Annotated in this window: 13 protein-coding genes; 10 read left to right on the top strand and 3 right to left on the bottom strand. The window is 68.5% G+C overall.

Annotation, left to right across the window (positions count from 1 at the left end):
• From BO226_RS14300 to BO226_RS14280, 5 genes are all read left to right on the top strand, one after another.
• Complete coding sequence (locus BO226_RS14300; protein ID WP_039958116.1) at positions 1-1248, top strand: MCE family protein; 1248 nt, start codon at positions 1-3, stop codon at positions 1246-1248.
• A 140-nt stretch (positions 1249-1388) separates the two neighbouring features.
• Complete coding sequence (locus tag BO226_RS14295) at positions 1389-2003, top strand: hypothetical protein (protein WP_024101678.1); 615 nt, start codon at positions 1389-1391, stop codon at positions 2001-2003.
• Between the two features lie 202 nt (positions 2004-2205).
• On the top strand, positions 2206-2841 hold the full coding sequence (locus tag BO226_RS14290) for a hypothetical protein (RefSeq protein ID WP_198040555.1): 636 nt from the start codon (positions 2206-2208) through the stop codon (positions 2839-2841).
• A 389-nt stretch (positions 2842-3230) separates the two neighbouring features.
• Entirely contained in the window at positions 3231-6737 is a 3507-nt protein-coding gene (rpoB, locus tag BO226_RS14285) for a DNA-directed RNA polymerase subunit beta (protein WP_039585362.1), read from the top strand.
• Between the two features lie 115 nt (positions 6738-6852).
• Positions 6853-10824 (top strand): DNA-directed RNA polymerase subunit beta', encoded by a 3972-nt coding sequence (locus tag BO226_RS14280; protein ID WP_071935511.1) that lies wholly within the window; start codon positions 6853-6855, stop codon positions 10822-10824.
• 148 nt (positions 10825-10972) lie between these two features.
• Here BO226_RS14280 and BO226_RS14275 read toward each other — a convergent pair whose 3' ends face one another.
• The gene (locus BO226_RS14275; protein ID WP_006552274.1) at positions 10973-11464 is read right to left on the bottom strand and encodes a SixA phosphatase family protein; all 492 of its coding nucleotides are present in this window, start codon (positions 11462-11464) and stop codon (positions 10973-10975) included.
• Positions 11461-12273, bottom strand: coding sequence for an acyl-[acyl-carrier-protein] thioesterase (locus BO226_RS14270; protein WP_024101674.1), 813 nt, complete (start codon positions 12271-12273; stop codon positions 11461-11463). The genes BO226_RS14275 and BO226_RS14270 overlap by 4 nt, the downstream gene beginning before the upstream one ends.
• A 166-nt stretch (positions 12274-12439) precedes the next feature.
• Here BO226_RS14270 and BO226_RS14265 point away from each other — a divergent pair, with 166 nt between their 5' ends.
• From BO226_RS14265 to BO226_RS14250, 4 genes are all read left to right on the top strand, one after another.
• A complete protein-coding gene (locus tag BO226_RS14265; RefSeq protein WP_071935510.1) occupies positions 12440-14116 on the top strand; it encodes an FAD-dependent oxidoreductase in 1677 nt (558 codons plus the stop codon).
• An 89-nt stretch (positions 14117-14205) separates the two neighbouring features.
• Entirely contained in the window at positions 14206-14661 is a 456-nt protein-coding gene (locus BO226_RS14260; protein WP_006552271.1) for a Rieske (2Fe-2S) protein, read from the top strand.
• Between the two features lie 25 nt (positions 14662-14686).
• Positions 14687-15052, top strand: a complete 366-nt coding sequence (locus BO226_RS14255) for a YidH family protein (protein ID WP_024101671.1) — start codon at positions 14687-14689, stop codon at positions 15050-15052.
• A gap of 13 nt (positions 15053-15065) precedes the next feature.
• Positions 15066-15398: a DUF202 domain-containing protein gene (locus BO226_RS14250; protein WP_071935509.1), complete on the top strand. Its 333-nt coding sequence runs from the start codon at positions 15066-15068 to the stop codon at positions 15396-15398.
• Here the strand turns inward: BO226_RS14250 and BO226_RS14245 are convergent.
• A complete protein-coding gene (locus tag BO226_RS14245; protein ID WP_006552268.1) occupies positions 15385-16410 on the bottom strand; it encodes a YeiH family protein in 1026 nt (341 codons plus the stop codon). The two genes, BO226_RS14250 and BO226_RS14245, sit on opposite strands and share 14 nt — an antisense overlap.
• Before the next feature lie 101 nt (positions 16411-16511).
• Here BO226_RS14245 and BO226_RS14240 point away from each other — a divergent pair, with 101 nt between their 5' ends.
• Positions 16512-17405 carry a LysR family transcriptional regulator gene (locus BO226_RS14240; RefSeq protein ID WP_019291245.1) on the top strand — a complete coding sequence of 298 codons (894 nt, stop codon included), beginning with the start codon at positions 16512-16514 and terminating at the stop codon, positions 17403-17405.
• The last annotated feature ends 13 nt before the right edge of the window (positions 17406-17418 follow it).

The following is a 17418-nucleotide window of genomic DNA, read 5'->3' as shown; positions in this document are numbered from 1 at the left end:
GTGAGATCGCGCCTGGTGAAAGTGCAGCTCGCGCTGTTCGTGGTCATCGCCCTGCTCGGCATCGTGTTCGTCGGTGCCCGGTACGTGCGGCTCGACAACCTCATGGGCTTCGGCCAGTACACCGTCGACGCGCGGTTCCCCACCGGCGGTGGCATCTTCCCGAACGCCGAGGTCACCTACCGTGGGGTGCCCGTCGGTCGAGTCGGGGCGCTCAGCCTCACGGACGACGGAATCAACGTCGAACTGCGCCTCGACAACGGCGGACCGCAGATCCCGGCGTCGGCGCGTCCCGTCGTGGCGAACCGGTCGGCGATCGGTGAGCAGTACGTCGATCTGCAGCCGCCGAACGACGAGGGCCCCTATCTCGAACAGGGCTCCGTCATCGAGGGCACCGAGGACGATCTGCCCACGCCGGTCGAAGACCTGCTGTTGAGCACGAACGACCTCGTGTACTCGGTTCCGCTCGAGCCGCTGCGCACCGTCGTCACCGAGCTCGGCGCGGCCTTCGACGGCCGCGGCGACGACCTGCAGGTGCTCGTCGACGCGCTCGCCGGTCTCAGCGAGAAGGGCACCGAATACCTGCCGCAGACCGTTACGCTCATCCGCGACAGCCTCACGGTGCTCGACACGCAGTCCGCCCAGTCGTCGGCGATCCAGCAGTTCAGCTCGGATCTGGATCTGGTGACCGCGCAGCTCCGCGACAGCGACCCCGACCTGCGGCGCCTGATCGACACCGGCACCGACGCGAGCGACCAGCTCTCCCAGCTGATCGAGGGCTCCGGCCCGGGCCTGACCACCGACCTCGCCAACCTCGCGGCGGTGGCGGAAGCAGCAGCCCCGCAGTCGATCGCTCTGCAGCCGCTCCTGGCCTTCCTTCCCGCCGTCGCGGGCAGTGCGAGTACGGTCGCTCCGGGCGACGGCGCGGTGCGTCAGGGCATCGTGCTCGAGACCAACAATCCGCCTTCGTGCACCATCGGGTACGAGGGGACGCAGGAGATCCTCGCGCAGATGCGCGCGCAGGATCCGAACTTCGACGAGACCCAGCAGGACTTCCCGTTCAACACGAACGCCTCGTGCGAGGTGCCGCAGGGCAGTGTCACCGGCGTGCGCAGCGCGAACCGCATCGTCTTCGCCGATCCGAACACGATCCAGCCCTGGGATTTCAAGCCGAAGAAGGACCCCGACAAGCTCAACCTGAATCCGATCGCGACGCAGCTCGCGCCGTTGCTCGGAGTCACCCCGAAGTGAGCAGTTAGTAGGTTTGTGGAGTGAGTGCACCAATTTCCTCCGACGCTCCGCCCACCCCGCCCCCCTCCGCCGACGGCAACTCGTCCGCGGACGGGCGGGGGCCGGGCGGGGCACGCAGGGCGGCCCTCGCCGTCGTCTCGGTGCTCGCCGTCGTCGCCCTCGCGGCGGCGGTGTGGTTCGGCTACGGCTGGGGGCGCGCGCTCCTGGTGGACCGTTCGGCTGCCGAGGCGCGGGACGCCGCGCTCTCGGGAGCCATGCAGGCGGCCGTCAACCTGAACAGCGTCGACGCGAACGACGTCGACCTGTCGATCGAGAACATGCGGTCGTCGATCACCGGCGACGCCCTGCGCAACGATCTCGCGGCGACCGAAGAGGACATCCGGGCCCGGGTCGCGGAGACCGGCACCAGCATGTCGGCCGAGGTGCTGTTCGGAACGCTCACCGAACTCAACACCGACGACGACCTGGGCAAGGCGCTCGTCGTCCTGGCCGTGCGCACCCAGACTCCCGAGTACTTCGTGACCAACAAGGTCCCGGTGCTCGTGTCGCTGCGCAAGGACGGTGACGTGTGGAAGGCCGAGACCATCGAACCGCTCGCCTCCGTCGAGATGGAGTCGGGACCGGTCCCCGGTGCTCCGGCTCCCGATCCCGGCGCGCAGCCCGCACCGGACGGGGCGCCCGCGCCCGAGGGTTCCGGGGCGCCCGCGCCCGAGGGTTCCGGGGCGCCCGCGCCCGAGGGCGAGGCGGGCCCGTGATGTTCGGCAAGTCGACGAAGGAGAACGTGTAGTGCCCCCGCAGCGACGGAAGACCGGCCCCAGTGGGCCCCCGCGCCGTCGGCCGAAGGTCGCCGGCACGTCCCGACCGCCTCGAGCGACCCCTGCAGAGGACGAACGCCCGACCCGGGCAGAGCAAAACTCTGCCGAGGAAACTTCTGCCGAGCAGTCACGACCCTCCGAGGTGACGCTCGACAAGCAGGACGAGGAGCAGGAGAAGCCGGCCCCGGCGGCCGGCGACGGAACTCCCGCAGAGCACCCGACGGAGTCTCCGGCCGAGCCGGTTGATCCGCCCGAGCCTCCCGCCGGTGACGCCGGCAGGTCGCGTGCCTCCGGTGGGTGGCGTCCGGTGATCGTCGTCGGTGCGGTGGCGGTGGTGCTCGCGGTGATCGCCACGGTCGCAGCCTTCCGCCCCGGCGTCGAGATCTCGAACGTCGCGTGGGTCGACACCGCGGAGACACGCGAGGTCACCGAGGCCGCGAAGGTCGCGATCGAGACCATGCACGGCTACGACTACCGCACCATCGACGAGGACTTCGGCCGGATCCGGGAGTTGCTGACCCCGGAGCGGCTCGAGGAGTTCGACTCGACCGCGGACGTCACCAAGAAGGCCGCGATCGACACCCGCACGGTCACCGAGGTGATGGTCGAGCACATCGGCGTGACGATGCTCGACGACACCCGCGCCGAGGTCGCCGCCTACATCAACGTCAGCGCCACCGGCGACGGGATCGCCCAGGGAAGTGCGGCCGCACCGCTGCTGGTGAGGATGGAGAAGTCGGACGGACGATGGCTGGTCTCGGAGATCCGCGACCGGTGACGACGGCTGCGGATCGCCCCCTCACCGGGGGCGTCCGCGGCCGCGACGCGCGGATCGTTCCGGACGCGCAGTCTTGACGCAGGCGACGCGAGCGGTCACTCTATCGGTACGCCTGTTCGACTGAAGGCTTCCTCGTGAGCCGCTCGAGGTCGTTTGCCAGGTTTCTTTGAGGCACCCCTGTGGACATTTCGCCTACTCAGGTGTAGGTTAGTTCTTTGCGCTGGCTGCCTCCTGTTCACCTTCTGATCGTCGAGTCGGAATTCGCTCTTTCGAGCGAGACCGTTTCGGTGCGTCGGTGGGGTTCTCGTTCGGGTTGCGACCAGCGAAAACGCCCCACATGAAGAAGCAGGTACAGCGGCGGTCGCACCGGTTGGAGCGGCCCGCGTGAGGTGCTGGAAGGACGCATCTTGGCAGTCTCTAGCCAGACCAAGGCAGTAGCCGGAATCCCCGGAGCCCCGACGAGGGTGTCGTTCGCGAAGATTCGCGAACCCCTCGAAGTTCCCGGGCTCCTCGATCTACAGACCGATTCGTTCGAATGGTTGATCGGCTCGGAGCGCTGGCGCGCGAAGGCTGCCGAGCGCGGCGACGGTCACGTCGTCGGTGGCCTGGAAGAAATCCTCGACGAGCTCTCGCCCATCGAGGACTTCTCGGGTTCGATGTCCCTGTCCTTCTCCGATCCGCGCTTCGACGAGGTCAAGGCCTCCGTCGAGGAGTGCAAGGACAAGGACATGACGTACGCGGCTCCGCTGTTCGTCACCGCCGAGTTCATCAACAACAACACCGGTGAGATCAAGAGCCAGACGGTCTTCATGGGTGATTTCCCGATGATGACCGACAAGGGCACCTTCGTCATCAACGGCACCGAGCGTGTCGTGGTGTCGCAGCTCGTGCGTTCGCCCGGTGTGTACTTCGACAAGAACGTCGACAAGAGCACCGAGAAGGACCTGCACAGCGTCAAGGTCATCCCGGGCCGCGGTGCCTGGCTCGAGTTCGACGTCGACAAGCGCGACACCGTCGGCGTGCGTATCGACCGCAAGCGTCGTCAGCCGGTCACCGTGCTGCTCAAGGCGCTGGGCTGGTCCACCGAGCAGATCGTCGAGCGTTTCGGGTTCTCCGAGATCATGATGTCGACGCTCGAGAAGGACAACACGGCGGGCACCGACGAGGCGCTCCTCGACATCTACCGCAAGCTCCGTCCGGGCGAGCCGCCGACCAAGGAGAGCGCGCAGACCCTGCTGGAGAACCTCTTCTTCAAGGACAAGCGCTACGACCTGGCGCGCGTGGGCCGTTACAAGATCAACAAGAAGCTCGGCCTGAACACGGGCCAGCCGATCGAGGCGTCCACCCTCACCGAGGAAGACATCGTCGCCACGATCGAGTACCTCGTGCGCCTGCACGCGGGCGAGAACAAGATGACCGTCCCCGGCGGCGTCGAGGTTCCCGTCGAGGTCGACGACATCGACCACTTCGGCAACCGTCGTCTGCGCACGGTCGGCGAGCTCATCCAGAACCAGATCCGCGTGGGCCTGTCCCGCATGGAGCGCGTGGTCCGTGAGCGCATGACCACCCAGGACGTCGAGGCGATCACGCCGCAGACCCTGATCAATATCCGTCCGGTCGTGGCCGCGATCAAGGAGTTCTTCGGAACCTCCCAGCTGTCGCAGTTCATGGACCAGAACAACCCGCTCTCGGGCCTGACTCACAAGCGTCGCCTGTCGGCGCTGGGCCCCGGCGGTCTGTCGCGTGAGCGCGCCGGCCTCGAGGTCCGCGATGTCCACCCGTCCCACTACGGCCGCATGTGCCCGATCGAGACCCCGGAAGGTCCGAACATCGGCCTGATCGGCTCGCTGTCGGTGTACGCGCGGGTCAACCCGTTCGGCTTCATCGAGACGCCCTACCGCAAGGTCGTCGACGGTGTCGTCACCGATGAGGTCGAGTACCTCACCGCCGACGAGGAGGACCGCTACCTCATCGCGCAGGCCAACTCGCCGATCGGTTCCGACAACCGCTTCTCGGACGAGCGTGTGCTCGTCCGTAAGAAGGGCGCGGAGATCGAGTACGTCTCCGCCGACCAGGTCGAGTACATGGACGTCTCGCCGCGCCAGATGGTGTCGGTCGCGACCGCCATGATCCCGTTCCTCGAGCACGACGACGCCAACCGTGCCCTCATGGGCGCGAACATGCAGCGTCAGGCCGTGCCGCTGGTTCGCAGCGAGTCGCCGATCGTCGGTACCGGCATGGAGCTGCGTGCCGCCGTCGACGCCGGCGACGTCATCGTCACCGAGAAGAGCGGCGTGATCGAAGAGGTCTCCGCCGACTTCATCACCGTCATGGCCGACGATGGAACCCGCAAGACCTACCGTCTGCGCAAGTTCGACCGTTCGAACCAGGGCACCTGCTCGAACCAGCGTCCGATCGTGGACGAAGGACAGCGCGTCGAGTCCGGCCAGGTCCTCGCCGACGGCCCCTGCACCGAGAACGGTGAGATGGCGCTCGGCAAGAACCTGCTCGTGGCGATCATGCCGTGGGAAGGCCACAACTACGAGGACGCGATCATCCTGTCGCAGCGCCTCGTGGAGGAGGACGTGCTCACCTCGATCCACATCGAGGAGCACGAGATCGACGCTCGCGACACCAAGCTCGGTGCCGAGGAGATCACCCGCGACATCCCGAACGTCTCCGACGAGGTCCTCGCCGACCTCGACGAGCGTGGCATCGTCCGCATCGGCGCCGAGGTCCGCGACGGCGACATCCTCGTCGGCAAGGTCACGCCGAAGGGCGAGACCGAGCTGACCCCCGAGGAGCGCCTGCTCCGCGCGATCTTCGGTGAGAAGGCGCGCGAGGTCCGCGACACCTCGCTGAAGGTGCCCCACGGCGAGAACGGCAAGGTCATCGGTGTTCGCGTGTTCTCGCGCGAGGACGACGACGATCTGCCTCCGGGTGTCAACGAGCTCGTCCGCGTGTATGTGGCGCAGAAGCGCAAGATCCAGGACGGCGACAAGCTCGCCGGCCGCCACGGCAACAAGGGCGTCATCGGCAAGATCCTCCCGCAGGAGGACATGCCGTTCCTGCCCGACGGCACCCCGGTCGACATCATCCTGAACACCCACGGTGTTCCGCGTCGTATGAACATCGGCCAGGTCCTCGAGACGCACCTGGGCTGGATCGGCAAGGCCGGCTGGCAGATCCAGGTGGCCGACGACGGCAGCCGTCCCGAGTGGGCGCAGAACCTCTCCGATGAGATGCTCGCCGCCGAGCCCGACACCAACATCGCCACCCCGGTGTTCGACGGTGCCCGCGAGGAGGAGCTGACGGGTCTGCTGTCCTCGACGCTGCCGAACCGCGACGGCGAGGTCATGGTCGGCCCCGACGGCAAGGCGACGCTGTTCGACGGTCGCTCCGGCGAGCCGTTCCCGTACCCGGTGTCGGTCGGCTACATGTACATCATCAAGCTGCACCACCTGGTCGACGACAAGATCCACGCGCGTTCGACCGGTCCGTACTCGATGATCACGCAGCAGCCGCTCGGTGGTAAGGCACAGTTCGGTGGTCAGCGCTTCGGTGAGATGGAGTGCTGGGCCATGCAGGCCTACGGCGCCGCCTACACCCTCCAGGAGCTGCTCACGATCAAGTCCGACGACGTGGTCGGTCGCGTCAAGGTCTACGAGGCGATCGTCAAGGGCGAGAACATCCCCGAGCCGGGTATCCCCGAGTCGTTCAAGGTGCTCCTCAAGGAACTCCAGTCGCTGTGCCTGAACGTGGAGGTCCTCTCCAGCGACGGCGCGGCCATCGCGATGGCCGACGGCGACGACGAGGACCTCGAGCGGGCGGCCGCCAACCTGGGCATCAACCTTTCCCGCAACGAGTCGGCCACGGTCGACGACCTCGCGAACTAGGAGCCGAGCCGACGCGGTACGCACCCCGACACCACTGGGCGCGTACCGCGTCGGGCCCCGGCAGCGATAGCGACAACTAGCAGCAATACAACCCGCACAGGGGAAAGGAAGTTACGTGCTCGACGTCAACTTCTTCGATGAACTCCGGATCGGCCTGGCCACCGCCGAGGACATCCGTAACTGGTCGTACGGCGAGGTCAAGAAGCCCGAGACCATCAACTACCGCACGCTCAAGCCCGAGAAGGACGGCTTGTTCTGCGAGAAGATCTTCGGTCCCACCCGGGACTGGGAGTGCTACTGCGGCAAGTACAAGCGTGTCCGCTTCAAGGGCATCATCTGCGAGCGCTGCGGCGTCGAGGTGACCCGCGCCAAGGTCCGCCGTGAGCGTATGGGCCACATCGAGCTCGCCGCTCCGGTGACGCACATCTGGTACTTCAAGGGTGTGCCGAGCCGCCTCGGCTACCTGCTCGACCTCGCGCCGAAGGATCTCGAGAAGATCATCTACTTCGCCGCGTACGTCATCACGTCGGTCGATGACGAGCTGCGCCACAACGAGCTCTCCACTCTCGAAGCCGAGATGGAGGTCGAGAAGAAGTCGGTCGCCGACCAGCGCGACGCCGACCTCGAGGCCCGTGCACAGAAGCTCGAAGCCGACCTCGCCGAACTCGAGGCCGAGGGCGCCAAGTCCGACGTCCGCCGCAAGGTCAAGGACGGCGGCGAGCGCGAGATGCGTCAGCTCCGCGACCGTGCGCAGCGCGAGCTCGACCGCCTCGACGAGATCTGGACGACCTTCACGAAGCTGAAGCCGAAGGACCTGATCGTCGACGAGATGATCTACCGCGAGCTCCAGGACCGCTACGGCGAGTACTTCACCGGTGCCATGGGTGCCGAGGCGATCCAGAAGCTCATCGAGAACTTCGACATCGATGCCGAGGCCGAGTCGCTGCGCGAGACCATCCGCAGCGGCAAGGGCCAGAAGAAGCTCCGTGCTCTCAAGCGCCTGAAGGTCGTGGCGGCGTTCCAGCAGTCCGGCAACTCGCCCATGGGCATGGTGCTCGACGCCGTGCCGGTGATCCCGCCGGAACTGCGTCCGATGGTGCAGCTCGACGGTGGCCGCTTCGCGACCTCCGACCTCAACGACCTGTACCGCCGCGTCATCAACCGCAACAACCGCCTCAAGCGACTGATCGACCTCGGTGCCCCCGAGATCATCGTCAACAACGAGAAGCGGATGCTGCAGGAGTCGGTCGACGCCCTGTTCGACAACGGCCGTCGTGGCCGGCCGGTCACCGGTCCCGGTAACCGGCCGCTCAAGTCGCTGTCCGATCTGCTCAAGGGCAAGCAGGGCCGCTTCCGTCAGAACCTGCTCGGTAAGCGCGTCGACTACTCGGGCCGTTCGGTCATCGTCGTCGGTCCGCAGCTCAAGCTTCACCAGTGCGGTCTGCCGAAGCTGATGGCGCTCGAGCTGTTCAAGCCGTTCGTGATGAAGCGTCTCGTCGACCTCAACCACGCGCAGAACATCAAGTCCGCCAAGCGCATGGTCGAGCGTCAGCGCCCGCAGGTGTGGGACGTCCTCGAAGAGGTCATCAACGAGCACCCGGTTCTGCTGAACCGTGCTCCCACGCTGCACCGCCTCGGTATCCAGGCGTTCGAGCCGCAGCTCGTCGAGGGCAAGGCCATTCAGCTGCACCCCCTCGTGTGTGAGGCCTTCAACGCCGACTTCGACGGCGACCAGATGGCCGTGCACCTCCCGCTGTCCGCGGAGGCGCAGGCCGAGGCCCGCATCCTGATGCTGTCGTCGAACAACATCCTGTCGCCGGCATCGGGCCGCCCGCTCGCCATGCCGCGTCTGGACATGGTGACGGGTCTGTTCCACCTGACCCGTCTGGTCGAGGACGCCCCCGGCGCCTACACGGCCGCGACCGCCGCCGAGCCCGAGCAGGGCGTCTACTCGTCGCCGGCCGAGGCCCAGATGGCCGTCGACCGTGGCGTGCTGTCGGTCCAGGCTCCGATCAAGGTGCGCCTGACCCAGCTGCGTCCGCCGCGCGACGTCGAGAACGAGCTGTTCCCGGAGGGTTGGAAGTTCGGTGAGCCGTGGACCACGCAGACCACCCTCGGTCGCGTGCTGTTCAACGAGCTGCTGCCGACGAACTACGCGTTCGTCAACGACATCATGCCGAAGAAGCGCCAGGCCGCGATCATCAACGACCTGGCCGAGCGGTACCCGATGATCGTTGTCGCGCAGACCGTCGACAAGCTCAAGGACGCCGGCTTCTACTGGGCCACGCGTTCGGGTGTCACCATCTCGATGGCGGACGTGCTCGTTCCGCCGGAGAAGAAGGACATCCTCGAGCGGTACGAGACCCAGGCCGACGCCATCCAGCGGCAGTACGACCGAGGCAAGCTCTCGGAGGACGAGCGTCGCGACTCGCTCGTCAAGCTGTGGCAGGAAGCGACCGAAGAGGTCGGTCAGGTCATGGAGGCGCACTACCCGGACGACAACCCGATCCCCACGATCGTCAAGTCCGGTGCTGCGGGCAACATGACCCAGATCCGTTCGCTGGCGGGCATGAAGGGTCTGGTGACGAACCCGAAGGGCGAGTTCATCCCGCGCCCGATCAAGTCCTCCTTCCGTGAGGGCCTGACCGTCGCCGAGTACTTCATCAACACGCACGGCGCGCGTAAGGGTCTGGCCGACACCGCTCTCCGTACCGCCGACTCGGGTTACCTGACCCGTCGTCTGGTCGACGTCTCGCAGGACGTCATCGTCCGCGAGGTCGACTGCGGCACGCCGCGCGGCATCGAGATGACCATCGCCGAGCTCGCACGCGACGCGACCGGTCAGCCGACCGGTGAGCTCGTGCGCGACGCTCACATCGAGACCAGCACCTACGCTCGCACGCTGGCGACGGACGCGGTCGACGCGAACGGCAACCTCGTCGTCGAGCGTGGTTCCGACCTCGGCGACCCGGCGATCGAGGCGCTGCTCGAGGCCGGTATCCAGAAGGTCAAGGTCCGCTCGGTCCTGACCTGCGACACCGGCACCGGCGTGTGCGCGACCTGCTACGGCCGTTCGATGGCGACGGGCAAGCTCGTCGACATCGGCGAGGCCGTCGGTATCGTCGCCGCCCAGTCGATCGGTGAGCCCGGTACGCAGCTGACGATGCGTACCTTCCACCAGGGTGGCGTCGGTGAGGACATCACCGGTGGTCTGCCCCGCGTCCAGGAGCTGTTCGAGGCTCGCGTCCCCAAGGGCAAGGCCCCGATCGCCGACGTCTCCGGTCGCATCCGTCTCGAGGACGACGATCGTTTCTACAAGATCACGATCATCCCCGACGACGGTGGCGAGGAGGTCGTGTACGACAAGCTGTCCAAGCGTCAGCGTCTGCACGTCATCCGCAAGGCCGACGGCACCGAGGGCGTGCTCGCGGACGGCGATCACGTGGAGGTCGGTCAGCAGCTCCTCGAGGGCTCTGCCGATCCGCACGAGGTGCTGCGCGTGATGGGCCCGCGTCAGGTTCAGGTCCACCTGGTCCATGAGGTCCAGGAGGTCTACCGGAGCCAGGGCGTGTCGATCCACGACAAGCACATCGAGGTCATCGTGCGTCAGATGCTGCGTCGCGTGACGATCATCGACTCGGGCTCGACGGAGTTCCTGCCCGGTTCGCTCGTCGAGCGCAGCGAGTTCGAGGCTGCGAACCGTCGTGTGGTTCAGGAGGGTGGCGAGCCGGCTGCCGGCCGTCCGGTCCTCATGGGTATCACGAAGGCGTCGCTGGCCACCGACTCGTGGCTGTCGGCGGCGTCCTTCCAGGAGACCACTCGCGTGCTCACCGACGCGGCGATCAACTGCCGCTCGGACAAGCTGATCGGTCTCAAGGAGAACGTGATCATCGGTAAGCTGATCCCCGCCGGTACCGGTATCAACAAGTACCGGAACATCGAGGTCCAGCCGACCGAGGAGGCCCGTGCGGCCGCGTACGCCATCCCGGCGTACGACGACCAGTACTACTCGCCGGACGGCTTCGGCCAGAACACCGGCGCTGCAGTGCCGCTGGATGACTACGGTTACTCCAACGACTACCGGTAGTTCGCTGCCGTAGTAGACGACGAAGGTCCCGCCCTCTTCTCTTCGGGGGCGGGACCTTCGTCATTTGTTCTCGACGGTGATGCCGTCACGGCGTGCGTGCGAGCGTCCCGTGGCAGTTCCGCTCGGGGTGGGTCGCTCGGGACGCGGGTCAGCGCGGGATGTGGAAGTCCACGAGTTCGGCGGTGCCTCGCGACAGTTCGGACCAGGATCCGCTCACCGTGAGGACCGCGATCGCGGAGGTGGGGAACTTCTCGGCCACCTGATGGGCAGCGTCGGTGCTGTGATCCGTGATGAGCCCGAGGACGGTCGCGGAGAGGGTCGGCTCGTGCCCGATGACGAGCAGGGTGTGCACGTCGTCGGCCGTTCTCCGGATCTCGGCGACCAGGGATTCCGGATCGGCGTGGTACAGGCTGTCGCGGTACTCGACGGGAGCCTCCACGGCTGCTTCGGCGAGTGTCTTGCGCGTCCGGGTCGCGGTGGAGCACAGAACGGCGTCCACTTCGGGCAGGTTCGCCCGGATCCAGCGACCGGCGAGTCCGGCCTCGCGGCGTCCGCGGGGGGAGAGGGGACGCTCGTGATCGTCCACGTCGTCCGGGTACGCGGACTTGCCGTGGCGCAGCAAGATCAGGGTACGGGTCATGGGGTCCACCGTAGAGCGTCCGGTTTCCGGCCGATCCACGCGACCGCGCGAGTGTGATCCTCGACCGTGAACCAGACCGTCAGTCCGTCCTCTCGCAGGGTCGTCCGCAGTGTGAGGGTCTCGCCGGCGGCGACGGGGCGCAGGTGTTCGATCACCGCCCGGTACGGCGCGTCCGGGATGTCCGGCCGGAGGGGCAGGAGCTCCTCGAGGCCGTGCCAGTAGACGGCGTTGTTGACGTGCCCGAACGGGTCGAGGTCGGTGGCGCGTAGGGGGAAGACGCGTTCGTCGTCGACCTCGTCGGGTGCGCGAGCGGGCAGCCACGCCGTCCACTTCAGGCGTGTGTCGTGCGCGTAGCGGGCCATGTGCTCGAACAGGCCGTCGCTGATCCGGGTGGGGGCGCCGGTGGTGGGACCGATGTCGATCCAGAACGCCGCGGTCTCGATCAGCGGGCCGTCCGGGGCGTCGCCGGGGTCGTCGAAGCGGACCCGCACGTTCGCCCACCGCGTCGACAGGGCGTCGCACCAACGTCGCAGCCGGAGCGTGCGGCCGTACTCGGCGGGGCGGTGCACGTCGACGATCGTGCGCCGGACGATCCAGAGCGGGTCGGTCTCGGACGCGCCGACGGCGGCGAGGTTGTCGGTGCCGATGTCCTGGAGATAGCGGGCGATGCCGTCGAGCCGCAGTCGCTTACCGGTGTCGACGTCGCCGGTGCGGACGGTGCGCTCGGTGGAGAAGGGGTTCGCCTGCTCGGGCAGTTCCGTGAGCGGTCGCGTCCGAGGCAGATCGGTGCTCGGCGTCGACGTGGCCATGTGTCCCCCCGGGTCGGATGTCCGATCGTGCGATTCTCGCAGTTTCGGTGGGCGGTCGCAGGTTCTCTTGCGAACCCACGGCGACAGCCGCTACAGTCGAATTAACTGTTACGGATCGTTACATGAAATTCGCGGACGCTCCGCCCGGCTGCCGAGGACCCTTCCCATGGCCTATGTGATCACCCAGACCTGCTGCAACGACGCGAGCTGCGTCGCAGTCTGCCCCGTGAACTGCATCCACCCCTCGCCGGACGAGCCCGAGTTCGCCACCGCCGAGATGCTGCACATCGATCCGAAGACCTGCATCGACTGCGGCGCCTGCGCCGACGCGTGCCCGGTCGAGGCGATCCTGCCCGACGACAAGCTCGATCCCTCCCAGATGCGGTTCGCCGAGATCAACGCGGCCTGGTACGAGGACCACCCGGCGCCGGAGGGGTGGAAGCCCCTCGTGCCCACCCCGGCGCCTCCGCGCGATCGTGGAACGCTGCGGGTCGCGATCGTCGGCGCCGGCCCCGCGGCCTGCTACGCCGCCCAGGAACTGCTCGAACGTTCCGAAGTCGAGGTCGAGATGTTCGACCGGCTCCCGACTCCCTTCGGCCTCGTGCGCGCCGGTGTCGCCCCCGATCATCCGGGGACCAAGGCGGTCACGGAATCGTTCGAATGGTCGTTCCGGCGCGAGGAGTTCGCCCTGCACCTCGCCACCGAGGTCGGTCGCGACATCACCCACGCCGAACTGCTCGAGCACCACCACGCCGTGATCTACGCGACCGGTGCGTCGTCCGACCGCCGCCTCGGGGTCGCCGGTGAGGACCTGCCCGGCAGCCACGCCGCCACCGAGTTCGTCGCCTGGTACAACGGCCACCCCGACTACGCCGACCGCACTTTCGATCTGTCCGGGGAACGCGCCGCCATCGTCGGCAACGGCAACGTCGCCCTCGACGTCGCGCGGATCCTCACCATGGACGTCGACGAACTCGCGCGCACCGACATCGCCGACCACGCCCTGACGGCGTTGCGGAAGAGCAACATCCGCGAGGTCGTCCTGCTCGGCCGGCGCGGCCCGGCCCAGGCCGCGTACAGCAATCCGGAGTTCCTCGCCCTCGGCGACCTCACCGGGGTCGACGTCGTCGTCGACGACGCCGACCTCGAACTCGATCCGGTGAGCGCCCGGGCCGTGGAGGAGGACGCGGCGACCGCGCTGCGCGTCCGTCTCGCCCGCGAGTACGCCGGCCGGCCCGTCCGTCCCGGGCACCGCCGCATCGTCTTCCGGTACCTCGCCGCGCCGAGCGAACTACTCGGCGACGACCACGTGACCGGCGTGCGGATCGAACGCACCGAACTCGTCGACGATAGTGGTCGTCTCTCCGCCCGACCCACCGGCCGTTTCGAGGACCTGCCCGCCACGCTCGTACTCCGGTCGATCGGCTATCGCGGCGTTCCGCTACCGGGTGTGCCCTTCGACGACGTCCGCGGGGTCGTTCCCAACACCGGCGGTCGTGTGGACGCGGGCGTCTACGTCACCGGGTGGGCCAAGCGCGGCCCGAGCGGCGTCATCGGCACCAACAAGGGATGCGCGAAGGAGACCGTCGCCGCGCTGCTGGCCGACTTCGACTCCGGTGCACTCGCCGCTCCCCGCGGTGACCGTCGTGCGCTGAACCGGTTGCTCGCACAGCGCAGGCCCGATCGGGTGGACCTGGACGGCTGGAAGACCATCGACGCCGCCGAGCGGCAGGCCGGACGAGCCCAGGGTCGGCCGCGCGTCAAGATCACCGATCGCGAGAGCCTCGTCGAACTCGGTCGTCGCCGACGCCGTCTTCCGCTGCTCGCCTCGTTGCGTCGTTGACACAGCCGCGGGTGACGCAGGTCGCGGCCCGCCCGGACGTTCGTCGATAGGCTCGGGAGAACCGAATCCCGACCCGAACGGACATGTGCATGAGCAGCGACAACCTCGACCGCACGGCGCTCACGCGCCGCACCCTCATCGGCGGCGCCGGTGTGGTGGCGGCCGGCGCGGCCCTTACAGCCTGCGGATCGTCCGGCGACACCGGCGAGGCGCGATCGGCGGTGCCCGCACCGACCACGACGGCGCCTCCCGGACCCGATGCGGAGGTCGTCGCCGCCGTCGCGGACGTGCCGGTCGGCGGAGGCGTCATGCTCGAATCGAAGAGGCTCGTCGTCACCCAGCCCGCAGAGGGCGACTTCCGCGCGTTCATCGCGATCTGCACCCATCAGGGCTGCAATCTCAGCGGTGTCGAGGATGATCGCATCATCTGCCCGTGCCACGGCAGCCGGTACGACCTCGACGGCGCGCCGGTCGAAGGACCGGCGAAGCGGCCGCTGAAGACCCGTCCCGTGGCGGCCCGCGGGTCCGATCTCGTCGTGGGCTGATCGGTCCGGGGATAGAGTCCGCTCCGTGGAGACCAGCGGAGGCTGGCGCCCGAAGGCGCTGCGTGACGGTACGGACCCGGACCCTCGTTTCACGCTGGCCAACGAGCGCACCTTCCTCGCGTGGGTGCGGACCGCGCTCGGCGTCATCGCCGCGGCGGTCGCGCTGGAGACCTTCGCGGGCGGCATCGTGTCGGAGGGGCTCCGCACGGTGCTGGCGTGCGTGTTGCTCGGATTCGCCGCTGTGCTCACGGTGTTCGCGCTGATCCGCTGGCACCGCGTCGAGCACGCGATGCGCACCGGACGGGCACTCCCGGTGCCGTGGGTGGCCTATCTGCTCGCCGTGGCCCTCGGGGTCTCGGGGGTCGTGCTCGCCGTCGCGATCGCCCGGTGAGACGAGCCGCACCGTGAGCCGGGACGATCTGCGGCACGGCGACGTCGGTCTGCAGCCCGAACGGACGAGTCTGGCGTGGCTGCGCACCGCCTCGGTGCTCGGTGCGGTGGTGCTCGGATTCATGCGGTTCGTGCCGGGCCCGGGTGCCGTGGTCGCGTCGATCGGCCTGGTCTGCCTCGTGCCCGTGCTGGCGGTGCTGCTCGCCTCCCGGATCGGTCACCGCGCGCGAGTGCGCGGTCTGGTCGCGGGTCGCGCGCCCTATTTCTGGTGGCGCAACGTCGCGGTCTCCGCCACGGTCGTGGTGCTCGCGATCTCGTCGGCCGTCCTGATCGTCACCGCCCGCTGAGTGACAACACGCCGATCAGGGCTATCGCCGCGACCCAGACGGTCGCCGCTGCCGCGAGCGCGATCGGACGCCATCCGACGCCGCGGAGCACTTCCCGGCGCACCCCCGCGCCCAGGGCGAACATCGCGACGGTCAGCAGCGTGCGCTGCACCGTCCCCGCAGCCTCCACCACGATCGGATCGAGCAGTCCGGTCGAGCGCAGTGCGACGCACGCGAGGAAACCCAGCAGGAAGACCGGCACGATCGGGGGAGTGCGCTCGTCGCGGCGGTCCTCACCGCGCCGCCGAGCGACGACCCCGACGACCGCCACGACCGGGGCCAGCAGTGCCACCCGCGCGAGCTTGACCGTCACCGCCGCGGCGAGCACCCCACCGGCGGTGGCCTCGAGGGCGGTGCCGGTCGCGACCACCTGGGCGACCTCGTGGATCGCCGCACCCGCCCACAGACCGGCGGTCCCGGGAGTCAGCCCGAGCATCCCGGCGGCGAGCGGAACGAGCGGGATCATCGCGGTGCCGAAGACGACCACCAATGCGACGGTGGTGACGAGTTCGCGTTTGCGCGAATCGATCACACCGTCGACCGCCGCCGCGGCCGCGGCTCCGCAGATCGAGAAACCGCACGCGATGAGCAGGCGCTGGGTCCAGCCCACCCCGAGCCACCGGCCGAAGGCGAGCGACCCGCCGATACCCGCGACGACGACGGTCGCCGCGACGACCGCTGTGCCCCACCCGAGGTCGACGAGATCGGAGACTGCGAGCTGCACGCCGAGAAGAGCGACGCCCACTCGGAGGAGACGCTTCGACGCCGTACCCAGGCCCGGCTCCAGAAGGCCGACCACCGGTGCGGGCAGACCGATATTCGCCACGACCACACCCAGGACGATCGCGACGAGCAACGGGCTCGTCCCGGGGATCAGGTGCGCCGCTCCCAGTGCGACGACCGCGCCCGCCGCGGCCACGAGGAGACCCGGGACGACGGTGGGCCGGGACACGGGCGCGTGGACGGTGAGCATGCCTCGACTCTTCCGCCGCAGCGGTGTCCGCACCAGCCGTCGATCGGACATGAGCTCATATCGAATGGATATGAGTGGCGAGTGCGGCATATCGTTAGTGCATGACCAGCTGGCCGGATCTCGTCGCTCTGGAACTGCTCGTCGGGGTCGACGACCGGGGCGGGCTCGGCGCCGCGGCCCGCGCGGCCGGTCTCGCCCAACCCAACGCGACCCGCATGCTGCGCCGACTCGAACGGCAACTCGGCGCGGTCCTCGTGCGGCGGGGCCGCACGGGTTCGGTGCTCACCCCGGAGGGCACGGTGGTCGCGCACTGGGCGCGGGAGGTCCTGGCCGACGCGGAACGCCTCCTCGACGCCGCTGCAGCACTGCGCGTCGAACAGCAACCCGAACTGGTGGTCGCGGCGTCGATGACGGTCGCCGAACACCTCATCCCGCGGTGGCTCGGCGCCTTCCGCACGCTCCGCGACGACGTCCAGATCCAGTTGCAGGTCCACAACTCGATGCGGGTGTGTGACGTCGTCGCCGAGGGCGGATGCGACGTCGGGTTCGTCGAGGGGCCGACGGTTCCGGAGGGACTGCACAGTGTCGCGGTGGCACGCGACCGCCTGGTCGTGGTCGTCCCGCCGCAGCATCCGTGGGCACGGCGGCGGCGCCCGCTCACCGTGGCCGAATTCGCGGCGACACCACTGGTCGTCCGCGAGGAGGGGTCCGGTACCCGCCGCACCCTCGACCTCGCGTTGCAGGAGTACGACCGGGCCGCACCGCTGCTCGAACTCGGGAGCGGAGCCGCGGTCCGCACGAGTGTGCTCGGGGGCACGGGCCCGGCGGTGCTGAGCACCCTGGCGGTGGAGGAGTATCTGGACTCCGGCCGGCTCGTCGCGGTCGCGGTGGACGGACTCGACCTGCAGCGTGTGCTCCGCGCGGTCTGGAGGCCGCCGCGGGTGTTGTCCGGTCCGGCGGGGGAGTTGGTCCGATTGATCACCCGTACCCGCTGACCTGGCTTACATC

Origin of the sequence: Rhodococcus sp. 2G (genome assembly GCF_001886355.1) — a bacterium.
Taxonomy (GTDB): Bacteria; Actinomycetota; Actinomycetes; order Mycobacteriales; family Mycobacteriaceae; genus Rhodococcus; species Rhodococcus pyridinivorans.
The sequence above is the reverse complement of the archived record's forward strand: the minus strand, read 5'-3'. Positions and strand labels throughout refer to the sequence as shown.

Coding starts and splice junctions, on each gene's coding strand:
- BO226_RS14240 (WP_019291245.1), top strand. CDS start 16,512: ATGACCAGCTGGCCGGATCTCGTCGCTCTGGAACTGCTCGTCGGGGTC.
- BO226_RS14260 (WP_006552271.1), top strand. CDS start 14,206: ATGAGCAGCGACAACCTCGACCGCACGGCGCTCACGCGCCGCACCCTC.
- BO226_RS14245 (WP_006552268.1), bottom strand. CDS start 16,410: ATGCTCACCGTCCACGCGCCCGTGTCCCGGCCCACCGTCGTCCCGGGT.
- BO226_RS14275 (WP_006552274.1), bottom strand. CDS start 11,464: ATGACCCGTACCCTGATCTTGCTGCGCCACGGCAAGTCCGCGTACCCG.
- BO226_RS14265 (WP_071935510.1), top strand. CDS start 12,440: ATGGCCTATGTGATCACCCAGACCTGCTGCAACGACGCGAGCTGCGTC.
- BO226_RS14270 (WP_024101674.1), bottom strand. CDS start 12,273: ATGGCCACGTCGACGCCGAGCACCGATCTGCCTCGGACGCGACCGCTC.